Raw genomic sequence first — 18,551 nt, forward strand, 5'->3', positions numbered from 1 at the left:
TTCGTTGATCAGCCCGGGACCGTCACAATCACCGAGCGGCCTTCCCTCTTCCTGCAGCGCGCCCGGTCCTGCCCGGACGCGCGCGCCGAGGTGGGCGCTGACGAGTACACGAAGGAGATGATCTCCCCTCGAGGAGGAGGCACGTAGTTGGAAGCAAGGCTGGCCGTGACGGCTGAGGCCCATCGCGAGGTCGATGAGTTCATCCTGGGAGACCGGTTCTCCTGCTTGGCCGGGCGTTCCGCCTGGCGCCGGGGCGGCATCACGCACCGGCACTACGACACGCTGGGGAGCACGGGCGCGGCCCGGTCGCTCGCGCTGGACCTGGCGGAGTTCGTTGCATCGGCGGACTGGAGCGCCCGCACCTTCACCAGTTTCATCGCGACCTTCGCGCAACCCCGCGGGGTGGACGAGCTGCGGTTCGAGGAGCTGCTGTGGCAGCAACTGCAACTGCTGCACGAACAGGACGCGGAGTCCCATCGGTGGGCCGACGGCTATTCACCGGATCCGGAGTCCCCCCGGTTCGCCTTCAGCGTGGCCGGCCACCCCTTCTTCGTCATCGGCCTGCACGAGACGCACCGCCGGTGGGGCCGCCGGCCTCCCTTCCCCATGCTGGCCTTCAACTCCCATGAGCAGTTCACGCACATCAAGGGCGCCGGGATGTGGGACAGGCTGGCGGAGAAGATCCGCAAACAGGACATCAAGCTGCAGGGCGACATCAACCCGAACCTGTACGAGTACGAGGAGCTCTCGGAGGCCCGCCGCTACTCCGGCCGCCCGAAACCGGCCGACTGGCAGTGCCCGTTCGCGGCCCGCGCCGATGCGGCCGCGCAGGAACGGGAGCTGACCCCCTCGGGCGTGTGACCCTGCGCGGCAGGCTGTTCCCGTCTCGCCCCGCCGAGCGCCCCACGGTGCCCGGCGGGGCGTCGGACCCGGGCGGCCTCTTCCAGGCCCGGCGGTGCTCAAACGTCCACGTCACCGCACCCTTTGTCCATGGTCACGACGGTGCGGCCGGGCCGAGACTTGAGGCTCTCCACCGCCGGGGCCGTAGCGTACGAGGGAGCCGTCGTGACCGAACGTCCGCCGCGTCAGACCGTCTGGCTGATGACGGACGCCACCCGCTGGGACATGCTCGGCTGCTACCGCGACACCGGTGTGGCCACGCCCCGACTGGACGGGCTCGCGGCCTCCGGGCTGCGGTTCGAGCGGGCGTACACCACGCAGCCGGTGTGCACCCCCGCCCGTGCCGCCCTGTTCACGGGCACCTGGCCGCACACCAACGGCGCCTGGGCGAACAACCTCGCCCCCGGCCTGGACGTGCCCACGCTCGGGCAGCGGATGCGCGACGCGGGCGTGGCAGCCGCCTACATCGGCAAGTGGCACCTGGACGGCACCGACTACTTCGGCAACGGACGCTGTCCGGACGGCTGGGAGGCGGCCTGGTGGTACGACATGCGCCGCTACCTCGAAGACCTCGCCCCGCAGCAGCGGACCGCCTCCCGCGATCCGGCGACCGCGGACGAGCCGGGCGTGGCGGCCGAGTCCACCTACGCCCACCGATGTACCGAGCGGGCCCGGGACTTTCTGCGGGAGAACCACGACGAGGACTTCCTGCTCGTGGTCTCCTACGACGAACCGCATGATCCCGCCCTCACCCCGCCCGCGTACACCAACGCCTACCGGGACCACGTCTTCCCGCACGACGACAACGTCCTCGACGACCTTGCGGACAAGCCCGGTCACCAGCGCGTGTGGGCAGGCCCGCGACTGGGCGAGGACCGGCGGGACCACCGGCGGCGCAACCGGCGCTACGCCGCCGCCCAGTCCTTCGTCGACGCCCAGATCGGCCGGGTGCTCGACGCGGTCGCGGAGCACACCCCCGGCGCTCTGGTCCTCTACACCTCCGACCACGGCGACATGCTCGACGCGCACCGGCTGTACGCCAAAGGTCCCGCGATGTACGACGAGATCGCCCGGGTGCCGCTGCTGATGCGCCTGCCGGGGGTGACCGCGCCGGGTGGGGTCAGCCCGCATCCGGTCTCGCACCTCGACCTCGCCCCGACCGTGCTGGACCACATGCGCGTGCCGGTCCCCGACTTCCTCCAGGGCCGGTCCCTGACTCCCGTGCTGCACGATCCGGCGGCGCGCGTCAACGACGAGGTCTTCGTGGAGTTCGGGCGGTACGAGGTCGACCACGACGGGTTCGGCGGCTTCCAGCCCCTGCGGGGCGTCTTCGACGGGCGCTGCAAGCTGGTGGTCAATCTGCTGTCCGAGGACGAGTTGTACGACCTGGAGCGGGACCCGGGCGAGACGACGAACCTGCTGACCGACCCCGCCTACGCCGCGTGCCGCGACCGGTTGCACGACAGGCTGCTGGAGTGGATGAACGACACCCGCGATCCGTTCCGCGGCTACCACTGGGAGCGGCGGCCCTGGCGGCGGGACGCGCGGCCGGCGACCTGGGACCACGACGGCATGACCCGGCAGCGTCCGGACGACCCCGGCTACCAGCCGAGGATGCTGGACTACCGCACGGGGCAGGAGATGACCCGGCGGGTCCGCCCGAAGTGATCCCGCGCCGCCGCGCCCCCGCTGCTACGGGGGCTCAGTCACGGACAGGTGTGCCCGGGCTGATGTCGTACGCCTTCTGCACGAGGGCGGGGCGGGTGCCGTCGTTGAGCTGCCGGTCCCACAGGTCGTCGACCTGTCGGCGGGCCTGGGGCTCCATCTCTTCGGGCAGCAGATTACGGTAACGCCGGTCCTCGCCCAGCAGGACCCGTACGGTGCGCTGGTAGACCGGTTCGGGGTCGTACTGCTCGTGGGGAAAGGCCAGTTCGGCGTAGTCGTGGAGGCGGTCGGCGGGGTCGTCGCGCCACTCCTTCCACGTTTCGAACATCGTGTCGTTGAAGCCGGTGAGGAAGGGCCCGGGGTTGATCGTGGCGACCGTGACGCCGAACTCCGCGAGCTCCTGGTCGAGGGCGTCGGCGAACGCCTCCAGGGCGTGTTTGGAGCCCGCGTAGGCGCCGGTGAACGGATCGACGGTGAGGCCGGCGACCGAGGACATGAAGACGATGCGTCCGCTGCGGCGGGCCGCCATCCGGCGGGCGATGCCCTGGGTGAGCAGGACGGGTCCGAAGACGTTCACCTCGAACTGGCGGCGCAGCCGCTCCTCGGGGATGTCGGCGGTGGCACCGCCCTCGGAGACACCGGCGTTGTTGAGGAGGATCTCGACGTCCCAGGTCCAGGCGTTCTCGCGGTCGCCCGGGTCGGTGACGTCGAGTTTCTCGACGCGCAGCTCGACGCCCCGTGCCCGCGCCACGGCGCGGACCGCGGTGACCTGCGCGATGATTTCCACTCCCGCGATCACCTGGTGCCCGGCCTCTGCGAGCCGCAGCGCGACCTCCTTGCCGAAACCGCTGCCCGCGCCGGTGATGAGAATCGGACCCGCCATGGTGGTTGCGCCTTCCTGTGCTGATGTCCGGCCTGTTCCGGACATCGGATCCCCGGATGCCAACTGCCGTCGGCCCGTGTCCGCGGTCGCCTTGTCCACCAGGCTGCGGCTGCGGCCTCTGCCACGGCCGTCTCCCGCTCCCGTGAGCCGCCGCCGGCCCGCACGTCCCCGTCGACTGTGCACGGCACCCCGCCTGCGCAGACCAGCGATCGGACCCGCCCGGAGGAAGCCCTGCCCCACGACGGCTCCGGCTCACAGCCCCGGGTCGGATCACCGGTGGCCGACCGGAACAGCACACCGGGGCGCGCCTTGTCGAGGGAGTGGCCGATGCTGCCGAGGCGGGCTCCCTCCCTCCGCGGGTGAGCGACGACGCCGCCGCCCGCCTCCGGGACGGTGAGGGTGCTGTGGAGGCCGATACCGTCCGCCGCCGCGCTGCCCGCTTCGGCGGTCCGGCGGGCAGCGCCGGGATCCACGGTGTGTGGGCTGCGCATGAGAGAGACGGTAGGTCCCTCGTCGTCAGGACGCCCTCCGGTGCGTCCGCCCCGTTCCCCTCGACACCCGAACAGAGCTGCGGGACGGCCACGCAAGCATGTGCCAGCCACGGCTCACACCGCACATGCCACCCCCGTACCGGGCGTGCGAGCTCCTTGCCCCGGCGCACCGCATATTCGAACGCTCCGCTCTTCCCCTTCCTTGCCGCCCGGTCGCCCCGCAGCCCTGGACCTCGGACACGGATTCGAGGAAATCACCCCGTGCCACCCGTAACGGGGCATCGTGCAGCCCGTTTTACCGAGCACGCGTCCGATAAGACAGCATGTGAGGAGAACGGCGTTGCCGCGGTCGACGATCCACGAGACCACGCAGAAATTCGAACACATCCCCCGTGCCGCTCTGTCGGCCGCCACCCCGCCGAGGGGGTGCCCGGCATGAGGCCGCGCGGGACGACGGAGCCCCGTGCCGCCTGCGACCGCGGTACCGCAGGCGGCACGCCGTCCGGGGAAGAACTGCGCTACACCGACGTGAGGGGGCGGCGGGAGGCGGTCGGGCGGTCGATCCGCCTGCTCGACATGGCCCGGCGGCTGCCCCAGCTCGTGCGGCGCTCGATCGCGCTGGCCTGGCGCGTGGACCGTTGGGCCGCCGTCGGCCTGCTGGCCTCCCAGACGGCCTCCGGCGTCATGCAGGCGATGGGCCTGCTGGCCGTGAGCGGCACACTGACGGCGCTGCTCTCCGGCGGGGACATCTACCAGCGGCTGCTGGAGGCGTGGCCCTCGCTCGTCATGCTCGCCGCGGCGGCCGCGGTGCGGGCGCTGCTGGGCATCACGGTGGCCTGGCTCTCGTCGCGGCTCGGCCCGCAGATGTCCCGCGAGGCCGAACAGATGCTGCTCAAGACGGCGACCGAGGCGGAGCTGGCCGCGTACGACGCGCCGGGCTTCAACCACAAGCGGGAGGCCGCCGACCGGGGCGCGCAGGCAGCGCAGGACCTGGTGAACGAGGGTCAGGACCTGATCGCCTCCGCCGCGTCGTTCGCCGCGGGCGCCGCCGTCCTGGCCGGTGTGCACCCGCTGCTGCTGCCGTTGCTGGTGATTGCCGCACTGCCGCAGGCGGTCGCACAGATCAGTGCCGCGCGGGTGCGCTACCTGGCGCAGCTGCGCACCAACGGCGAGTACCGCATGCTCTCGGTACTGCGCTGGCACATCGCGGACCGGTACGCGGCCGACCAGATCCGCGCCGGCACCATGGCCGGCTTCCTGATGGACCGCTACCGGCAGATCACCGCCCGCATCAACACCGCCGACCGGCAGGCCGCCGACACCGGCGCCCGGATGTCGCTGCTCGGAGCCGCCTGCGGCGGACTCGCCTCGGCTCTGGTGTGGACGGCCGTGGTGTGGCTGCTGGCCACCGGCCGGATCACCGTCGCCCACGCGGGCACCGCCGTCTTCGCCCTCCAGTCGGTCGGCACGGCGCTGCGCGGACTGGTGTCGGGCGGCGCCCGTACGATGCGCACCGGCCTGTACATGGACGACTGGTCCGACTTCCTCGACGAGGCCGGCGGGCACCGCATGCGCCGCGGGAGCCGGCGGCCCGGGCCGCCGCGCCGAATCGTCGTGAAGGATCTGGTGTACCGCTACGAGGAGTCCCGCAGCGACGCGCTGCGCGGGGTGAGCCTGACCGTCGGCCGTGGTGAGGTCGTCGCGCTGGTCGGCTACAACGGCTCCGGCAAGACGACGCTGGGCAAGCTGGTCAGCGGCTTGTACCTGCCCACCACCGGGCACGTCGCCTGGGACGGCACCGAGACGCGCGACTGCGACCCTGCGGCCCTGTGGTCCCAGGTCGCGCTGGTGCCCCAGGAGTACGCCCGCTGGCCGCTCTCGGCACGGGAAAACATCACCCTGGGACAGCCGACCGACCGCGGGGACGAGGCGATCCTTGAGTCCTGTGCGGCATCGGGCGCCGACGAGGTGGTCAGCGAGTTGCGGTCGGGCCTGGACACGGTGCTCGCCCGCGACTGGCTGGGCGGGCAGGAGCTGTCCGGCGGACAGTGGCAGCGCGTCGCCCTCACCCGGGCCTTCCACCGGCGGGCCGGACTGCTGGTGCTGGACGAACCGACCGCGAACCTCGATCCACTGGGCGAGTACCGCATCTTCAAGGGGCTGCGGCGGCTCGCCGAGGACCGGGCGGTGCTGCTGATCACCCATCGGCTGACCAACGTGGCCGTCGCCGACCGGATCGTCGTCCTGGACCGGGGCCGCGTGGTGCAGACCGGCACGTTCGCCGAACTCACCGCAGCTCCCGGCCTCTTCCGTGAACTGTGGACCTACCAGCACAGCCGCGAGGGTGCCCGGCCGGGCGAGGCGGGTGACGAGCCGGCCGGCGACGGCACGGAGCCCGTCCGGGGCCGAGGAAGCGTCACGGACCCTGCCTGACCCATCGCCACCGGTGCGGTGGGCGGCGCATCCTGGTCTCCGCGCGGCAGGAGCCCGCCGTCTCCGGGCGGCGGGCTCGGCGAAGTCGAGAAGGGACGCGTCGATGCCCATACCCGTGTGCTCGTTGATCCTGAACGAACGTCAGAGAGTCGCCGCGGGCGCCACCTACCACGTGGTGCGGTTCCCGTTCGGCGGCGGTGAGTCGTACGACGCCGAGGGCATGCACCAGGTGCAGCAGCCGGACGGGGAGGAGGTCACCGACTGGCGCACCGACGACCGCGCCGGACTGATCTGGCCCTCCGCCGACGGGTGGGGAGCCCTGACCGCCATGATCCAGTGGGAGGCGGGGGACTACAGCGAACTGCGCGACCAGGTAGTCCGCGACCCGCTCAGTCTGACCGGCGACCCGATGAACACGACGGCGACCGACCACCGGCGCCCCTCCCCCGGTCTGCAGTGCTTCACCAAGCACCACGAGATGTTCGTCCACCCGGACGTGCCCCTGGCACTCCGCGTCGCCCACAACGACTCGCGCGCCCGCAATCTCGTCCACGCGCAGTTCAAGCTCGCCATCCACACCTGAGCGCGCCGGCAGGCGACAGCCGCCCGCCCCGGGGAACCACGCCCGCGACCGAGGTCTTCGAGGCGGGGCGGGGTACCCCTTGGCCCACGACGAAGAGCGACACGGGCAGCAACCGGGACGCACCCGGGCGGGTCCTGGTGACGGGTGCTTCCAGCGGGATCGGGTACGAGCCGGCACGCGAGTTCGCCGAGCGCGGTCACGACCTGGTCGTGTGCGCCGAGGACGCGGAGCTGGTGGAGGCCGCCGAACGGTTGCGGTCGGCCGGAGCGGGTCGGGTGCGGGCCGTCCGGGTGGACCTGCGCCGCTACGAGGGCGTCGAACGGCTGTGGGCCACCGTGCAGGAGGACGGCGGCCCGCTCTCGGTGGCCGCCTTGAACGCGGGCGTCGGGCCGGGCGGGCCGTTCGTCGAGACCGAGCTGCGGGACGAGCTCGACATCGTCGCCCTGAACACCACCTCCCCCCTCCACCTCGGCAAACGGGTCCTGGCGGACATGGCGGGGCGCGGGGAGGGCCGGGTGCTGATCTCCTCCTCGATCGCGTCGATGATGCCGGGCTCCTTCCAGGCGGTCTCCAACGCCTCGCAGTCGTTCCTGCAGCCCTTCGCTCTCGCGGTGCGCAACGAGCTGAAGGACACGGGCGTGACCGTCACCTCGCTGATGCCCGGCCCGACCGGGACGGAGTTCTTCGATCGGGCCGACATGCTCTACACCAAGGTCGGCCGGAGCACGCAGGACGACGCCGCCACCGTGGCCCGGCAGGGGTACGAGGCCCTGATGTCCGGGAAGGAGAAGGTCGTCACCGGGTCGCCGTCGACGAAGGCGCAGGGCGTGGCGGGCGCGGTCCTGCCGGACAGTGCGAAGGCCAGGCACACCGCAGGATGGCCGAGCCGGGCTCCGGCGACCAGCAGTGAGCGGCGGCCCCACGGCCCGCGCCGTGGGGCCGGTACCGGAGGTGAGCGAAGGTCCGGCGCGGCCCTGTGCTCACGGAGGAGTGGAGCGGGGAGGTCAGGACGGCGGCAGAGGGAGTGGGCCCCCGTTGCGATACTGCAGGAATGTCTGAGAGGAACCAGCCGGTACGGCGGCCGGGGCGTCCGGCGACGCTCTCGCGTACCGCCATCATCGACACGGCCGAGCGCATTCTGGACGCGGAGGGGCTCAAGGGTTTGACGCTGCGCCGGGTCGCGAAGGACCTCGGCACCTCTCCGATGGGTCTCTACCGCCATGTCGCGAACAAGGAGGACATGCTCGCCCTCGTCCTCGACCGCCTGGCCTCCCGGCTGCCGCGCCCGCAGCTCCCCCCGGACCCGCGGCAGCGGCTGACGCTGTTGTGGCGGCTCCTGCACGACGGCCTGTCCGCGCACGAGTGGACCGTGGAGGTGCTCAGTGCGGGCACGCTGATCGGCCCCTCGGCGCTGTGGCACATCGAGCGCATCCTCCAGGCGCTCTGCGACGCGGGCCTGGAGCCGGGGCGCGCGGCCGACTGCTACCTGGCGACCTGGCATTACACGGTCGGGCAGCTGGGGGTACGCGGTGCCACGGCCCGGCACAGCCGGGAGGCGGACGGGGTGCGGCCCTACGCCTTGCGGGTGCTGGAAGAGGTGGACCCGGCCGACTCACCGCTGCTGGCCTCGCTCGGCGACCACTGGTCCCGCGCCCGGCAGCGCGACGGCTACCCCGAGGGGCTGGAGCGGCTGCTGGACGGATGGCTGGCCCGCGGTTGACGACGGTCCGGATCCGTGTTTGCGTACAAGTACGCACTGCACTGCCGACCCGGCACGCCCCGCAGCCCCGCGCTGCAGAGCGGCCGACGCCGAGGAGAGAGCCGATGAACGAGGATCTGCTGCGCACGCTGTACGAGCGTTGGCTGAAGGAGCTGTGGAACGGCGACCTGACCGTGGCGGAGGACCTCGTCTCCGCCGACTTCGCCATCCACCACGGAGCGATCCAGCCCGGCACGGACAAGGAACTCACCGGCCCGCAGGGGATCGCCGAACTCGTCTCCCAGGGGCGGGCGTTCTTCGGCGAGCTGACGTTCGAGACCGAGGTGTCGCCGGTGATCCAGGGCGACATGCTCGCTGCCCGGTGGGTCGGCCACGGCACCTACGCGGGCGGCGTCCCGGGTGCCACGGCCGAGCCCGGCACGCCGGTCGTCTTCCGGGGCAACGACATCCTCAAGGTCGCCGACGGCCGGTTCGTCGAGTACTGGGTCTGCTCCGACGGCTCCTACCTGTTCCAGCAACTCGGCCTCGGCTGAACCACCCGTCCCGGCCCGCGCCGCACACCGCGCCGGGCAGCCTGCGTGACCGCCGGAAAGCTCGCTGGCCAAGTCCGCCGCCCGCAGGTTGGAGGGCGGGATGGGCATCGCAGCAGACAGGAAACGGGTGGCAACGGGGGCGATGATCGGGCTGGCGCTCGGTGACGCACCGGGATTCCCGACGGAGTTCAACGACATCCCGCAGATCCTCGCCAAGTGCGGTCCCTGGCGCACGATGGAACTCCCGCCGCGCGCCTTCGTCACCGACGACACCCAGATGACCCTGGCACTCGGCCACGGTCTCCGTACAGCGCTGGAAAGCGGTCCGCTGTCTCCCCGGCGCGTGGTGCGTCCGGTCCGCGAGGAGTACGTCCAGTGGTGGCGCTCACCCGACAACAACCGGGCGCCCGGCAACACCTGTTTGGCGGCGTGCGAACGGCTCAGCCACGAGGACCGGCGCTAGCAGGAGGCCAGCCAGGTCGGCTCCAAGGGGTGCGGGGCGAACATGCGGGTGCCCCCGGTGGGGCTGATACCCGCTCTTCCCCCGGACACCCGCTCCGAAGTGGCTCAGTTGCAGGCCGCACTCACCCACGGGCACCCCACGGCGCTGGCCGCCGCCGACCTGACGGCGCACACGGCGCATCTGCTGGGCAACGGCACGCTGCCGAACGAACTCGTGGGCGCGCTGCGCCGGTACGCCCACGAGCGCCGCCGCTCCGGCTACCCGGAGCACTGGCTGGGCGACCTGTGGACATGCGCGCCGGACCACTCGGCCGAGGAGTTCGCCGCCCGGGGCTGGGACGAATGCCTGACCGCCCTCGACCGGGTGACGGCAGCGACGCGGACGCCGGACCCGGAGGCGGACCCGTGCACGGCCACGGGCGCGGGCTGGACAGCCGAAGAGGCCCTCGCCACAGCGCTGCTGTGCTTCCTGCTCTTCCCGCAGGAGCCGCTCACCGCGGTCCGCCGGGCCGCCTGTACCTCGGGGGACTCCGACTCCTTGGCCTGTCTGACCGGCGCCTTCGCCGGCGCCCTGCACGGTGCGGACGCCTGGCCCGCCGCGTGGGCGGACCGCATCGAACGTCGCGACGAACTGCCGGCCCTCGGGCGCCTGTGGGACACCGGTGCCTGACCGGGCCGCCGGGCCGGCTCAGTGGAGCTGGGCGAGCCCCTCGGTGACGACGCGCTCGAAGACCGCCTCATCGCCGTCGAACACCGAGCCGGGTACGGGCCAGTGGAAGACGATCTCGGTGAAGCCCAACTCCTGGTACCGCCCGGCGAAGTCGACGAACGCCGCTGCCGACTCCACAGGCGTGGTGCCTTCCGGGGTGAAGCCGGTGAGCAGGATCTTCCCGAGCTCCGCGGGGTCGCGCCCGGCGGCCACACAGGCGGTGTCGACCTTGGCGAGTTGTCCGCGCAGCGCCGAGCGGGACTGCTCAGGGGTGCCCGTCTCCCCCACCGCCGGGTCGCCCATGGTCACCCATTCCTGACCGTAGCGGGCCGTGAGCGCCATCCCTCGCGGGCCGTTCGCCGCGACGGCGAAGGGCAGCCGTGGCCGCTGGACGCAGCCGGGGATGTTGCGCGCCTGCTCGGCGGCGTAGAAGGTGCCGTCGTAGGAGGTGCCGGCCGCGGTGTCCTCCAGGAGCAGGCGGTCGAGCAACTGCACGAAGTCCTCCAGCCGGTCGGCGCGTTCGCGCGGTGACCACGGCTTCTGCCCCAGGGCCGTGGCGTCGAATCCGGCGGCGCCCGCCCCGATGCCCAGCGTGGTGCGGCCCCGCGAGATGTCGTCGAGGGATATCAGTTCCTTGGCGAGGGTGACGGGGTGGCGGAAGTTCGGTGAGGTCACCAGGGTGCCGAGCCGGATGGTGTCGGTGATGGCCGCAGCCGCGGTGAGAGTGGGTACCGCACCGAACCACGGCCTGTCCCGGAACGTTCTCCAGGAGAGGTGGTCGTAGGTGTAGGCGGCGTGGAAGCCGAGTTCCTCCGCGCGTTGCCAGGTGGCTCGTCCCCCTTCGTGCCAGCGGCGGTACGGCAGGATCACGGTGCTCAGACGCAGGCTCATCCGGCGGAGCCTACGCCCCGCGCCGGGCGGCCGCGGCGGGCACGGGGCTTCCCGGCGGCGGCCCGTTCCGCCGCGCCGATCCGGCCGTTCCCGCATCGCCGTCCGCCCGCGTGCAGACGGCCCGCACAGACGCGGCCCGCTCACGCAAAAAAGCCACCCGCCCGTCGGGCGAGTGGCCGGAAACCGTGGTGGGAGCAGCCCACATTCGGCGTGCATGAATTACACTGGCACGCCTAGTAGGCAATTGATAGCCATTCAGAAATCAGTCTACAGGGTTTCACAGTGCAGTGTCAACAAGCGGCGGGTGCGTCCCGGTACGGTGCGGGTGCCACGCCGCAGCGAGAGGGCGGGTATGAGCGAACGAGCGCCAGGAGAACCGCAGGGCGCGGAGGAGATTCCGGACGAGGACGTGTACCGGCGACGGGAGCTGAAGCTGGAGAACGACTACGTCTCCGGGCTCTACGACCGGCTCGACACGCTGCGGGACCGTGCGCACACCCAGCTCAGAGAGGTGCAGTGGCAGGACGCCGGCGGCTCGCACCAGAGCCGGCGCGAGCGGGACCTGATGGAGACCCATCACGCGCAGCAGCTGACCCGGCTGTCCGCAGCCGAGCACGGCCTGTGCTTCGGACGCCTGGACATGCGGGACGGCGAGCGGCTCTACGTCGGGCGGATCGGTCTCACGGACGAGGAGTACGAACCGATCCTCGTCGACTGGCGGGCCCCTGCCGCCCAGGGCTTCTACCGGGCCACCCCGGCCAGTCCGCAAGGCGTGCTGCGCCGGCGTCAACTGCGCACGCGGGGCCGGGAGGTCGTCGATCTCGACGACGACGTGTTCGACCTCGAAACGCTCAGCGACGCCGGCCGCGGCACGCTCAACGGAGAGGCGGCCCTGCTGGCCTCGCTCGGCGCCGCACGCACCGGCCGCATGCGGGACATCGTGGCCACGATCCAGGCGGAGCAGGACCGGATCATCCGCGCCGACCTGCCCGGCATCCTGGTGGTCCAGGGAGGCCCGGGGACCGGGAAGACCGTGGTGGCCCTGCACCGGGCGGCCTACCTGCTCTACACCCACCGCGAGCGGCTGGCCAACCGCGGTGTACTGGTCGTCGGCCCCAACCCGACCTTCATGCGCTACATCGACGAAGTGCTCCCGTCGCTGGGCGAGAACGACGTCCTGCTCTCCAGCGTCGGGCAGCTCTTCCCGGGTATCGACGCGGTCGCCAGGGACACCCCCGAGGCCGCGGTCGTCAAGGGTGATCTGCGGATGGCGGACGTGGTGGCCGAGGCGGTACGGGCCCGCCAGCAGCTCCCGGAGACCGCCTGGGAGCTGACCGTCAAGGAGGGCACGGTCAACGAGGAGGTGCTGCGCCTCGACCGCGCGCTGGTGCAGCGGGCGCGGGACGCGGCGCGGGAGCTGCACGAGCCGCACAACCAGGCCCGCTCCGTCTTCGTACGGGAGGTCGTGGCCGGCCTCACGAAGCGGCTGTGCGACCGGGTGGGCACAACGCTGCTGCGTGAGCAGGACGTGGCCGACATCGCCGCCGAGTTGCGGGCCGAGCCACAGGTGCGGGCCGCCCTGCGGCGGCTGTGGCCGTCGCTGACGCCGCACAAGCTGCTCGTCGACCTGTTCGCCTCGCGTGACCTGCTGGAGCGCGTCGCTCCGGACCTGAGCGAGGCGGAGCGGACGGCCTTGCTGCGGGAACCGCCGGGGCCTCCCCCGCACACCGAGCCGTACTGGACGCCGGGCGACGTTCCGCTGCTCGACGAGGCGGCCGAGCTGCTCGGGCCGGTGGAGACCGCCGCGGAGCGGTTCGCGTCGCAGGCCGCCGCCGAGGAGCGGGCCGAGGAACTGGCCTACGCCAAGCGGGTCCTCAGCGAGATGGGCATCGACATGGTCGATCCGGAGGCGCTGATCGAGCAGCACCACGGCGGCGCCTTGCAGCGGCCGGTGGCGGACCGGGCACGCAAGGACCGCACCTGGGCCTTCGGGCACGTGATCGTCGACGAGGCGCAGGAGCTGTCCCCGATGGCCTGGCGGGTCCTCATGCGCCGGTGCCCCAGCCGTTCCCTGACCGTCGTCGGTGACATCGCCCAGACCGGGGCCGAGGTCGGCCTCAGCGCGTGGGAGGAGGTGTTCGACAGGTACGCGAAGGGCCGCTGGCGCAGGGAGGAGCTCACCGTCAACTACCGCACCCCGGCCGAGGTCATGGAGATCACCGCCGAGGTGCTGCACAGCATCGACGAGCAGCTCCAGCCGCCGCAGGCGGTCCGCGAGACCGGCAATCCACCCTGGAGCCGGCGGATCGAACCGGACCGGCTGGGCGAGGAGTTGCCGCGCCTGGTCGAGCGGGAGATCGCCGGGACGGGCGACGGACGCCTCGCGGTCGTCGTCGCGCAGTCCGCGGAGGACCTGCGCGGGGCCCTCCTCGCGCTGCCTGGTGTCGCGGGCGCCGACGACCCGGACGCCCTGGACGAGCCGGGGGTGGTGCTGACCGTGGAGCAGGCCAAGGGCCTGGAGTTCGACACCGTCCTGATCGTGGAGCCGGAGGACATCCTGAGCGGGTCGCCCAACGGCGCCCAGGACCTCTACGTCGCGCTGACCCGCACGACCCAGCGGCTCGGCATCATCCACAGCCGGGACCTGCCCGGGATGCTGGCGGGGCTGCGCCCCGCCGACGAAGGGGAAGCGGAGGTGGACGGCTCCTATGTCGCCTGAGCGTGCGCCACGGCGCTGGCTGATCCTCGCCGTGCTCTGCACGGTGCTGCTGACGGTCGTGCTGGACAACGCCATTCTGTTCGTGGCGGTGCCCTCGCTGACCGGCGACCTGGGGGCCAGCACCGCTCAGACGCAGTGGATGATCAGCGCCTACTCGCTGGCGATGGGCGGCCTGCTGATCGCGGCGGGCGGCCTGGCGGACCGCTACGGACGACGCCGTGCGCTGCTGCTGGGCATCGTCCTGTTCGGACTGGGGTCCCTGTGCGCCGCGTTGGCGCAGTCCCCCGCCCAGGTGATCGCATCACGGGCCGCCATGGGGGTGGGGGCGGCCTTCCTGATGTCCTGCACCCTGGCCGTGATCGTGCGGGTCTTCGACGACGAGTCACGGCCTCGCGCGATCGCCGTGTGGACGGCCGTCTCGTCCGCCGGGGTGGCCGGCGGGCCGGTGATCGGCGGGTTCCTGCTCCAGCACTTCTGGTGGGGATCGGTCTTCCTGATCAACGTGCCGGTCGCCGCGGTCGGCCTGCTGGCGACGGTGCTCTTCGTGCCCGAGTCCCGCGACCCGTCCGGGGACCGCCCCGATCTCATGGGCGGTGTGCTCTCCGCACTCGGCATCGTCCTGCTGGTGTGGGCGGTCACTTCGAGCGAGCGTCACTCGTGGGGGTCCGCGCAGGTGTATCTGCCCGCGCTGCTCGGGGTGGTGTTCGTCGTCGCCTTCTGCCTGTGGGAGCGCCGGGTGGCCTCTCCGATGCTCGACCTGTCGCTGTTCGCCAAGCCGCAGTTCCGCGGCGCCGTGCTCGGCGGTCTGCTGGCGGCGTTCGGGCTCGGCGGCTCACTGTTCCTGCTGACCCAGGACCTGCAACTGGTCCTGGGATACTCCCCGCTGGAGGCAGGGCTGCGCACCACGCCGCTGGCGCTCACCCTCCTGGTGGTCAGCAGCACGGTGAGCGTACGGGTGAGCCGGCGCCTGGGCGCTCCCGCCACGATGGTGACCGGGATGGCGCTGGTGGCGGCCGGGCTGGTGGCGGTGAGCGCGAGCACGTCGTCCCACAGCTACCCGGTGGTGCTCGTGGGCCTGATCCTGTTCGGTGCGGGCTCAGGACTGGTCGCTCCGGTGGCCGCCACCGCCTTGATGAGCGCGATCCCGCCGGACCGGGCGGGCAGCGGCTCGGGGGTCAACGGCACTCTTCAGGAGTTGGGCAACTCGATCGGGGTCTCGGTGCTCGGCGTGGTGCTGCTCAGCAGGTTCGCGGCCGAACTGCCGGGCGGGTTCGACTCCCACGACGCCTCCTCGTACGAGGCCGCGACGCGCGCCGCCCAGCAGGGACCGCATCCGCGGGAACTGCTGCACACCGTTCAGGACGCCTTCTCGGCAGGGCTGGCGACGAGTCAGCTCGTCGGGGCCGCGGCGGTGCTGCTGGGCGGCGTGGTGGCCGGGCTGCTGCTCAAGAAGGCCGAACGGGCCGTCACGGTCCCGGCACAGCCGACGGGTCCCGCGCCGGTCGACGAGTCCGCCCGGACCGCCAGGGCCCAGCAGGAGGAGTCGTAGCAGGCGGGCAGGCCGAAGGGCGACGCCCGCGGTAGGGGCGTCGCCCGCTCTCCAGGACGGCGGTGCCGGCCGTTCAGCGGCCGGCACCGCCGTCCTGGAGGAAGTCCAGCAAAGCGGCGTTGACCGCGTCGGGGCGCTCCAGGTGGCCGAGGTGGCCGCAGTCGGGCAGTTCCGTATAGCGGCAGCCCTCGATGGCGTCGGCCACCTCCCGGCAGAGTTCGGGCGGGGTGACCAGGTCGTCCGCGAAGGCGAGGACCATGCTGGGCACCCGGATCTCCCGGTAGGCCCGCAGCCGGTCGGGGATGAGCGTGCTGCGCAACTGCGCCTGGTAGGCGGCGTCCCGCTCGATGGGGGCCATCTCGAAGATGTCCAGCCAGTCCTGCAGCGAGGGGTCGGCCAGGGTGCGTCGGGAGAGGTTCTGGACCGCTCGCGCCACCGCGTCGTAGGCGGCAGGCACGCGGTCCGTGCTGTCGGTCAGGTCGGCCTCGGAGACCGTCATCGCCCTGCGGAGGGTGTCGGTCCTTCCCCGGGTCGCCATGAAGACGGCGCCGGAGAGCAGATCCGGCCGGCTCAGCGCGAGTTCCTGCGCGATGAGCGCGCCGAGGGAGAGGCCGACGATCCGGCAGGGCCCCAGCCGGAGCTCCTCGATCAGCCCCGCCGTGTCCCGCACCATGTCGTCGAGGGTCAGACTGGCCGGGGCGGCCTCGCTCGGCGGCGTTCCGCGGTTGTCGAAGGTGACGACCTGACAGCCCGCCCCGACCAGCGCGGGCACCTGGTGATGGTTCCAGCTACGGGCCCGGCCGCCCGTACCCGTGACCATGACGACCGGCTCGCCGGTGCCGTGGAGTGTGTGGTCCAGTTTCGTTCCGTTGACAGACAGTACGGGCATCGTGGTGCTCCGGTTCCCCTCGTTCTGCTTCCGCCGTGGGCGCTATTCGACGATCACGAGTTCGGAGCGCACGTTGTCGGTACGCAGCGGCAGGATCTCCTGGTAGGCGTCCGAGTCGTACCACCGGTGGAAGTGGTCCTTCGAGGGGAACTCGATGATCGACAGGTGTCCCGGCTGCCAGCCGCCCTCCACGGCCTCACTGGTGCCGCCGCGGACCACGAAGCGGGCGTCGAAGGGCTCCAGCGTGGCGCCGACGCGCCGGCGGTACTCCTCCATGCCCTCGTTGCCGTCCGGGGCGGAGATGACATTGGCGATGAGGTAGGCGGGCACGTGGTCCTCCTGGACGTCGTGGTGATGGCTGGATCGGTGCTCAGAGCAGTTCGCCGCGCAGCACGGTGACGGCCTGGCCGGTGAGCAGGACACGGTCGCCCTCGACGCGCACCCCGAGACGGCCGCCGCGAGCGGACACCTGCTGGGCCGTGAACGTGTGCCGGCCGGTCTCGGCGCTCCAGTACGGCGCCAGACAGCAGTGCGCCGAACCGGTCACCGGGTCCTCGTCGACGCCGGAGGCCGGGGCGAAGAAGCGCGACACGAAGTCGACCCCGCCGCCGTCCCCGGGGGCGGTGACGATCACGCCCCGGGCCGGGACGGTCCGCAGGACGGCGAAGTCGGGCCGCAGCTCCCGGACCGTCGCGGCGTCGGCGACGCGCACGAGATGGTCGAAGCGGTTGCGGCCGCTCCACAGCGGCGTGCAGCCCAGTGCCGCCGCCAACGGGGCCGGCGGCTCGGCCGGTTCGGGGGGCTCGGCAGGAAAGTCCATGCGGATGCCCTCGCCGTCGCGCTCGGTCGTCAGGACGCCGCTGCGGGTGTGGAAGGACAGCCGCGGGGCGGGCTGCAGGCCCGTCTCCCCCAGCACGTGGGCCGCGGCCAGGGTGGCGTGCCCGCACAGGTCGACCTCGGTGGTCGGGGTGAACCAGCGCAGTCCGTACTCCGTCCCGGAGCGGGGCTCGACGAAGGCCGTCTCCGAGACGTTCATCTCCGCGGCGACCTGTTGCATCCAGTGCCCGTCCCGCGGCGCACCGGTTGCGGGGAGGAGACAGACGGCCGCCGGATTGCCGCCGTAGGGCACCCCGGTGAACGCGTCCACCTGGAATATCCGCATGAGCTCTCTTTCGCGTGGGCGCACCGGGCTCCGCGCTCGTGCGGGTCCCGGTGCGCGGGGATCCGGTCAGTGCTGGACGAAGGGCCGCACCCCGTCGTATTCGAGCCACGCGTCCCGGAGCGCGTCGCGCCACTGTTCCTTGTGGCCCTCCCTGGCCAGCCGGTAGTAGACCGCGCGGCGTGTGAGGGAGGACTTGTTGCCGCCCACGTTGTGGCCGAGCATGTAGTGGGCCAGCAGCAGGTCTCCCGGCTTACCGGTGATCGCGACCGGTTCGGGCAGCTCGATGGGGGGCGAGGCGTTCGTCCCCAGGAGGGCGTCGGGGCCGTGCTCGCGGAAGTACTCCGCGTGCTTGAGGTGGGTGCCGGGCCACACGTTGAGATTGCCCCTGTCCCCTGCGGACTCGTCGGAGAGCAGCACACATCCGAGCATCGTGAAGGTCCCGGGCCACTCGCCGGCGACCTCCGGAGGCCGCCCGTCGATGTGGTGGCCCTCCAGGCCCTCCCACGGCGGGATGTTGAGCGCGACCTGTATCTGGAGCGGCACCTCCATGGCCCCGGGGCCGATCAGCGTTTCGGCCATCGCGAAAGCCGGCGACCTGGTCAGCAGATGCAGGAGGGAGGGCTCCTCCTCCGAGGTGGGGAAATAGAAGTGGTACCCCGTGTGGTCCGCGTCCGGAGGATCGTTCTCCGTCAGTTTGTCGATGGTGCGCGACGCCTCGTCGACCAAATTCTGCGGCACCACGTCCGGGACGACGACGTACCCGCGTTCAGCGAATTCTCGCACCTGCTCTTCCGTCAGTTCCATGAACGGGGACACTAGCGATGCGCAGAAATTAGTGTCAAGGCTTCGGCTGACCACAGAAGACGGCGTTCACCTGCGCTTTTCCGGGCATACTGGATCGCCTCCAGGCCCTTTTCACGGACCTGGCGGAGGAGGTCTGTACGGCACCTGTTCCGTCTCTG

16 protein-coding genes and 1 pseudogene are annotated in these 18,551 nt (G+C 71.9%); 10 read left to right on the forward strand and 7 right to left on the reverse strand.

Annotated features, from left to right (window positions below; genetic code table 11):
* Positions 1-147 precede the first annotated feature (147 nt).
* Both gntA and H297_RS0107240 read left to right on the forward strand, forming a co-directional pair.
* Complete coding sequence (gene gntA / locus H297_RS0107235) at positions 148-861, forward strand: guanitoxin biosynthesis heme-dependent pre-guanitoxin N-hydroxylase GntA (protein WP_027736483.1); 714 nt, start codon at positions 148-150, stop codon at positions 859-861.
* Positions 862-1,065: 204 nt separating this feature from the next.
* Positions 1,066-2,568 (forward strand): sulfatase-like hydrolase/transferase, encoded by a 1,503-nt coding sequence (locus tag H297_RS0107240; RefSeq protein WP_027736484.1) that lies wholly within the window; start codon positions 1,066-1,068, stop codon positions 2,566-2,568.
* Between the two features lie 34 nt (positions 2,569-2,602).
* Here H297_RS0107240 and H297_RS0107245 read toward each other — a convergent pair whose 3' ends face one another.
* Both H297_RS0107245 and H297_RS41405 read right to left on the reverse strand, forming a co-directional pair.
* Positions 2,603-3,448, reverse strand: coding sequence for an SDR family oxidoreductase (locus tag H297_RS0107245; protein ID WP_027736485.1), 846 nt, complete (start codon positions 3,446-3,448; stop codon positions 2,603-2,605).
* Positions 3,361-3,939, reverse strand: a complete 579-nt coding sequence (locus H297_RS41405) for a heme-binding protein (RefSeq protein WP_486589438.1) — start codon at positions 3,937-3,939, stop codon at positions 3,361-3,363. Before H297_RS41405 ends, H297_RS0107245 begins: the two co-directional genes overlap by 88 nt.
* 435 nt (positions 3,940-4,374) lie before the next feature.
* Here H297_RS41405 and H297_RS35080 point away from each other — a divergent pair, with 435 nt between their 5' ends.
* The 6 genes and pseudogenes from H297_RS35080 to H297_RS35090 all read left to right on the forward strand — a co-directional run bounded on the left by H297_RS35080 (position 4,375) and on the right by H297_RS35090 (position 10,340).
* Positions 4,375-6,372, forward strand: coding sequence for an ABC transporter ATP-binding protein (locus H297_RS35080; protein WP_199787156.1), 1,998 nt, complete (start codon positions 4,375-4,377; stop codon positions 6,370-6,372).
* A 103-nt stretch (positions 6,373-6,475) separates the two neighbouring features.
* Positions 6,476-6,955, forward strand: coding sequence for a hypothetical protein (locus tag H297_RS0107255; RefSeq protein WP_027736486.1), 480 nt, complete (start codon positions 6,476-6,478; stop codon positions 6,953-6,955).
* A gap of 137 nt (positions 6,956-7,092) precedes the next feature.
* A complete protein-coding gene (locus H297_RS35085; RefSeq protein ID WP_486589439.1) occupies positions 7,093-8,121 on the forward strand; it encodes an SDR family NAD(P)-dependent oxidoreductase in 1,029 nt (342 codons plus the stop codon).
* Complete coding sequence (locus H297_RS0107265; protein WP_027736487.1) at positions 8,007-8,675, forward strand: TetR/AcrR family transcriptional regulator; 669 nt, start codon at positions 8,007-8,009, stop codon at positions 8,673-8,675. The genes H297_RS35085 and H297_RS0107265 overlap by 115 nt, the downstream gene beginning before the upstream one ends.
* A 104-nt stretch (positions 8,676-8,779) precedes the next feature.
* Complete coding sequence (locus H297_RS0107270; RefSeq protein WP_027736488.1) at positions 8,780-9,208, forward strand: ester cyclase; 429 nt, start codon at positions 8,780-8,782, stop codon at positions 9,206-9,208.
* Between the two features lie 100 nt (positions 9,209-9,308).
* Positions 9,309-10,340: pseudogene (locus H297_RS35090) on the forward strand (ADP-ribosylglycohydrolase family protein).
* Between the two features lie 18 nt (positions 10,341-10,358).
* Here the strand turns inward: H297_RS35090 and H297_RS0107280 are convergent.
* Positions 10,359-11,270 carry an LLM class flavin-dependent oxidoreductase gene (locus tag H297_RS0107280; RefSeq protein WP_027736489.1) on the reverse strand — a complete coding sequence of 304 codons (912 nt, stop codon included), beginning with the start codon at positions 11,268-11,270 and terminating at the stop codon, positions 10,359-10,361.
* Positions 11,271-11,622: 352 nt separating this feature from the next.
* On the opposite strand from H297_RS0107280, the gene H297_RS35095 reads away from it, so the two are divergent.
* Positions 11,623-13,989, forward strand: coding sequence for an ATP-binding domain-containing protein (locus tag H297_RS35095; protein ID WP_078513810.1), 2,367 nt, complete (start codon positions 11,623-11,625; stop codon positions 13,987-13,989).
* Entirely contained in the window at positions 13,979-15,538 is a 1,560-nt protein-coding gene (locus H297_RS35100; RefSeq protein ID WP_051351611.1) for an MFS transporter, read from the forward strand. Before H297_RS35095 ends, H297_RS35100 begins: the two co-directional genes overlap by 11 nt.
* 73 nt (positions 15,539-15,611) lie before the next feature.
* On the opposite strand, the gene H297_RS0107295 is transcribed toward H297_RS35100, so the two are convergent.
* From H297_RS0107295 to H297_RS0107310, 4 genes are all read right to left on the reverse strand, one after another.
* Complete coding sequence (locus H297_RS0107295; RefSeq protein WP_027736490.1) at positions 15,612-16,427, reverse strand: alpha/beta fold hydrolase; 816 nt, start codon at positions 16,425-16,427, stop codon at positions 15,612-15,614.
* Positions 16,428-16,469: 42 nt separating this feature from the next.
* Positions 16,470-16,757, reverse strand: coding sequence for a DUF1330 domain-containing protein (locus H297_RS0107300; RefSeq protein WP_027736491.1), 288 nt, complete (start codon positions 16,755-16,757; stop codon positions 16,470-16,472).
* Between the two features lie 40 nt (positions 16,758-16,797).
* Positions 16,798-17,589, reverse strand: coding sequence for a PhzF family phenazine biosynthesis protein (locus tag H297_RS0107305; RefSeq protein WP_027736492.1), 792 nt, complete (start codon positions 17,587-17,589; stop codon positions 16,798-16,800).
* A gap of 66 nt (positions 17,590-17,655) precedes the next feature.
* Complete coding sequence (locus tag H297_RS0107310) at positions 17,656-18,393, reverse strand: phytanoyl-CoA dioxygenase family protein (RefSeq protein ID WP_037793055.1); 738 nt, start codon at positions 18,391-18,393, stop codon at positions 17,656-17,658.
* Positions 18,394-18,551 lie beyond the last annotated feature (158 nt).

The sequence above is a fragment of the Streptomyces sp. CNT360 genome (genome assembly GCF_000424785.1).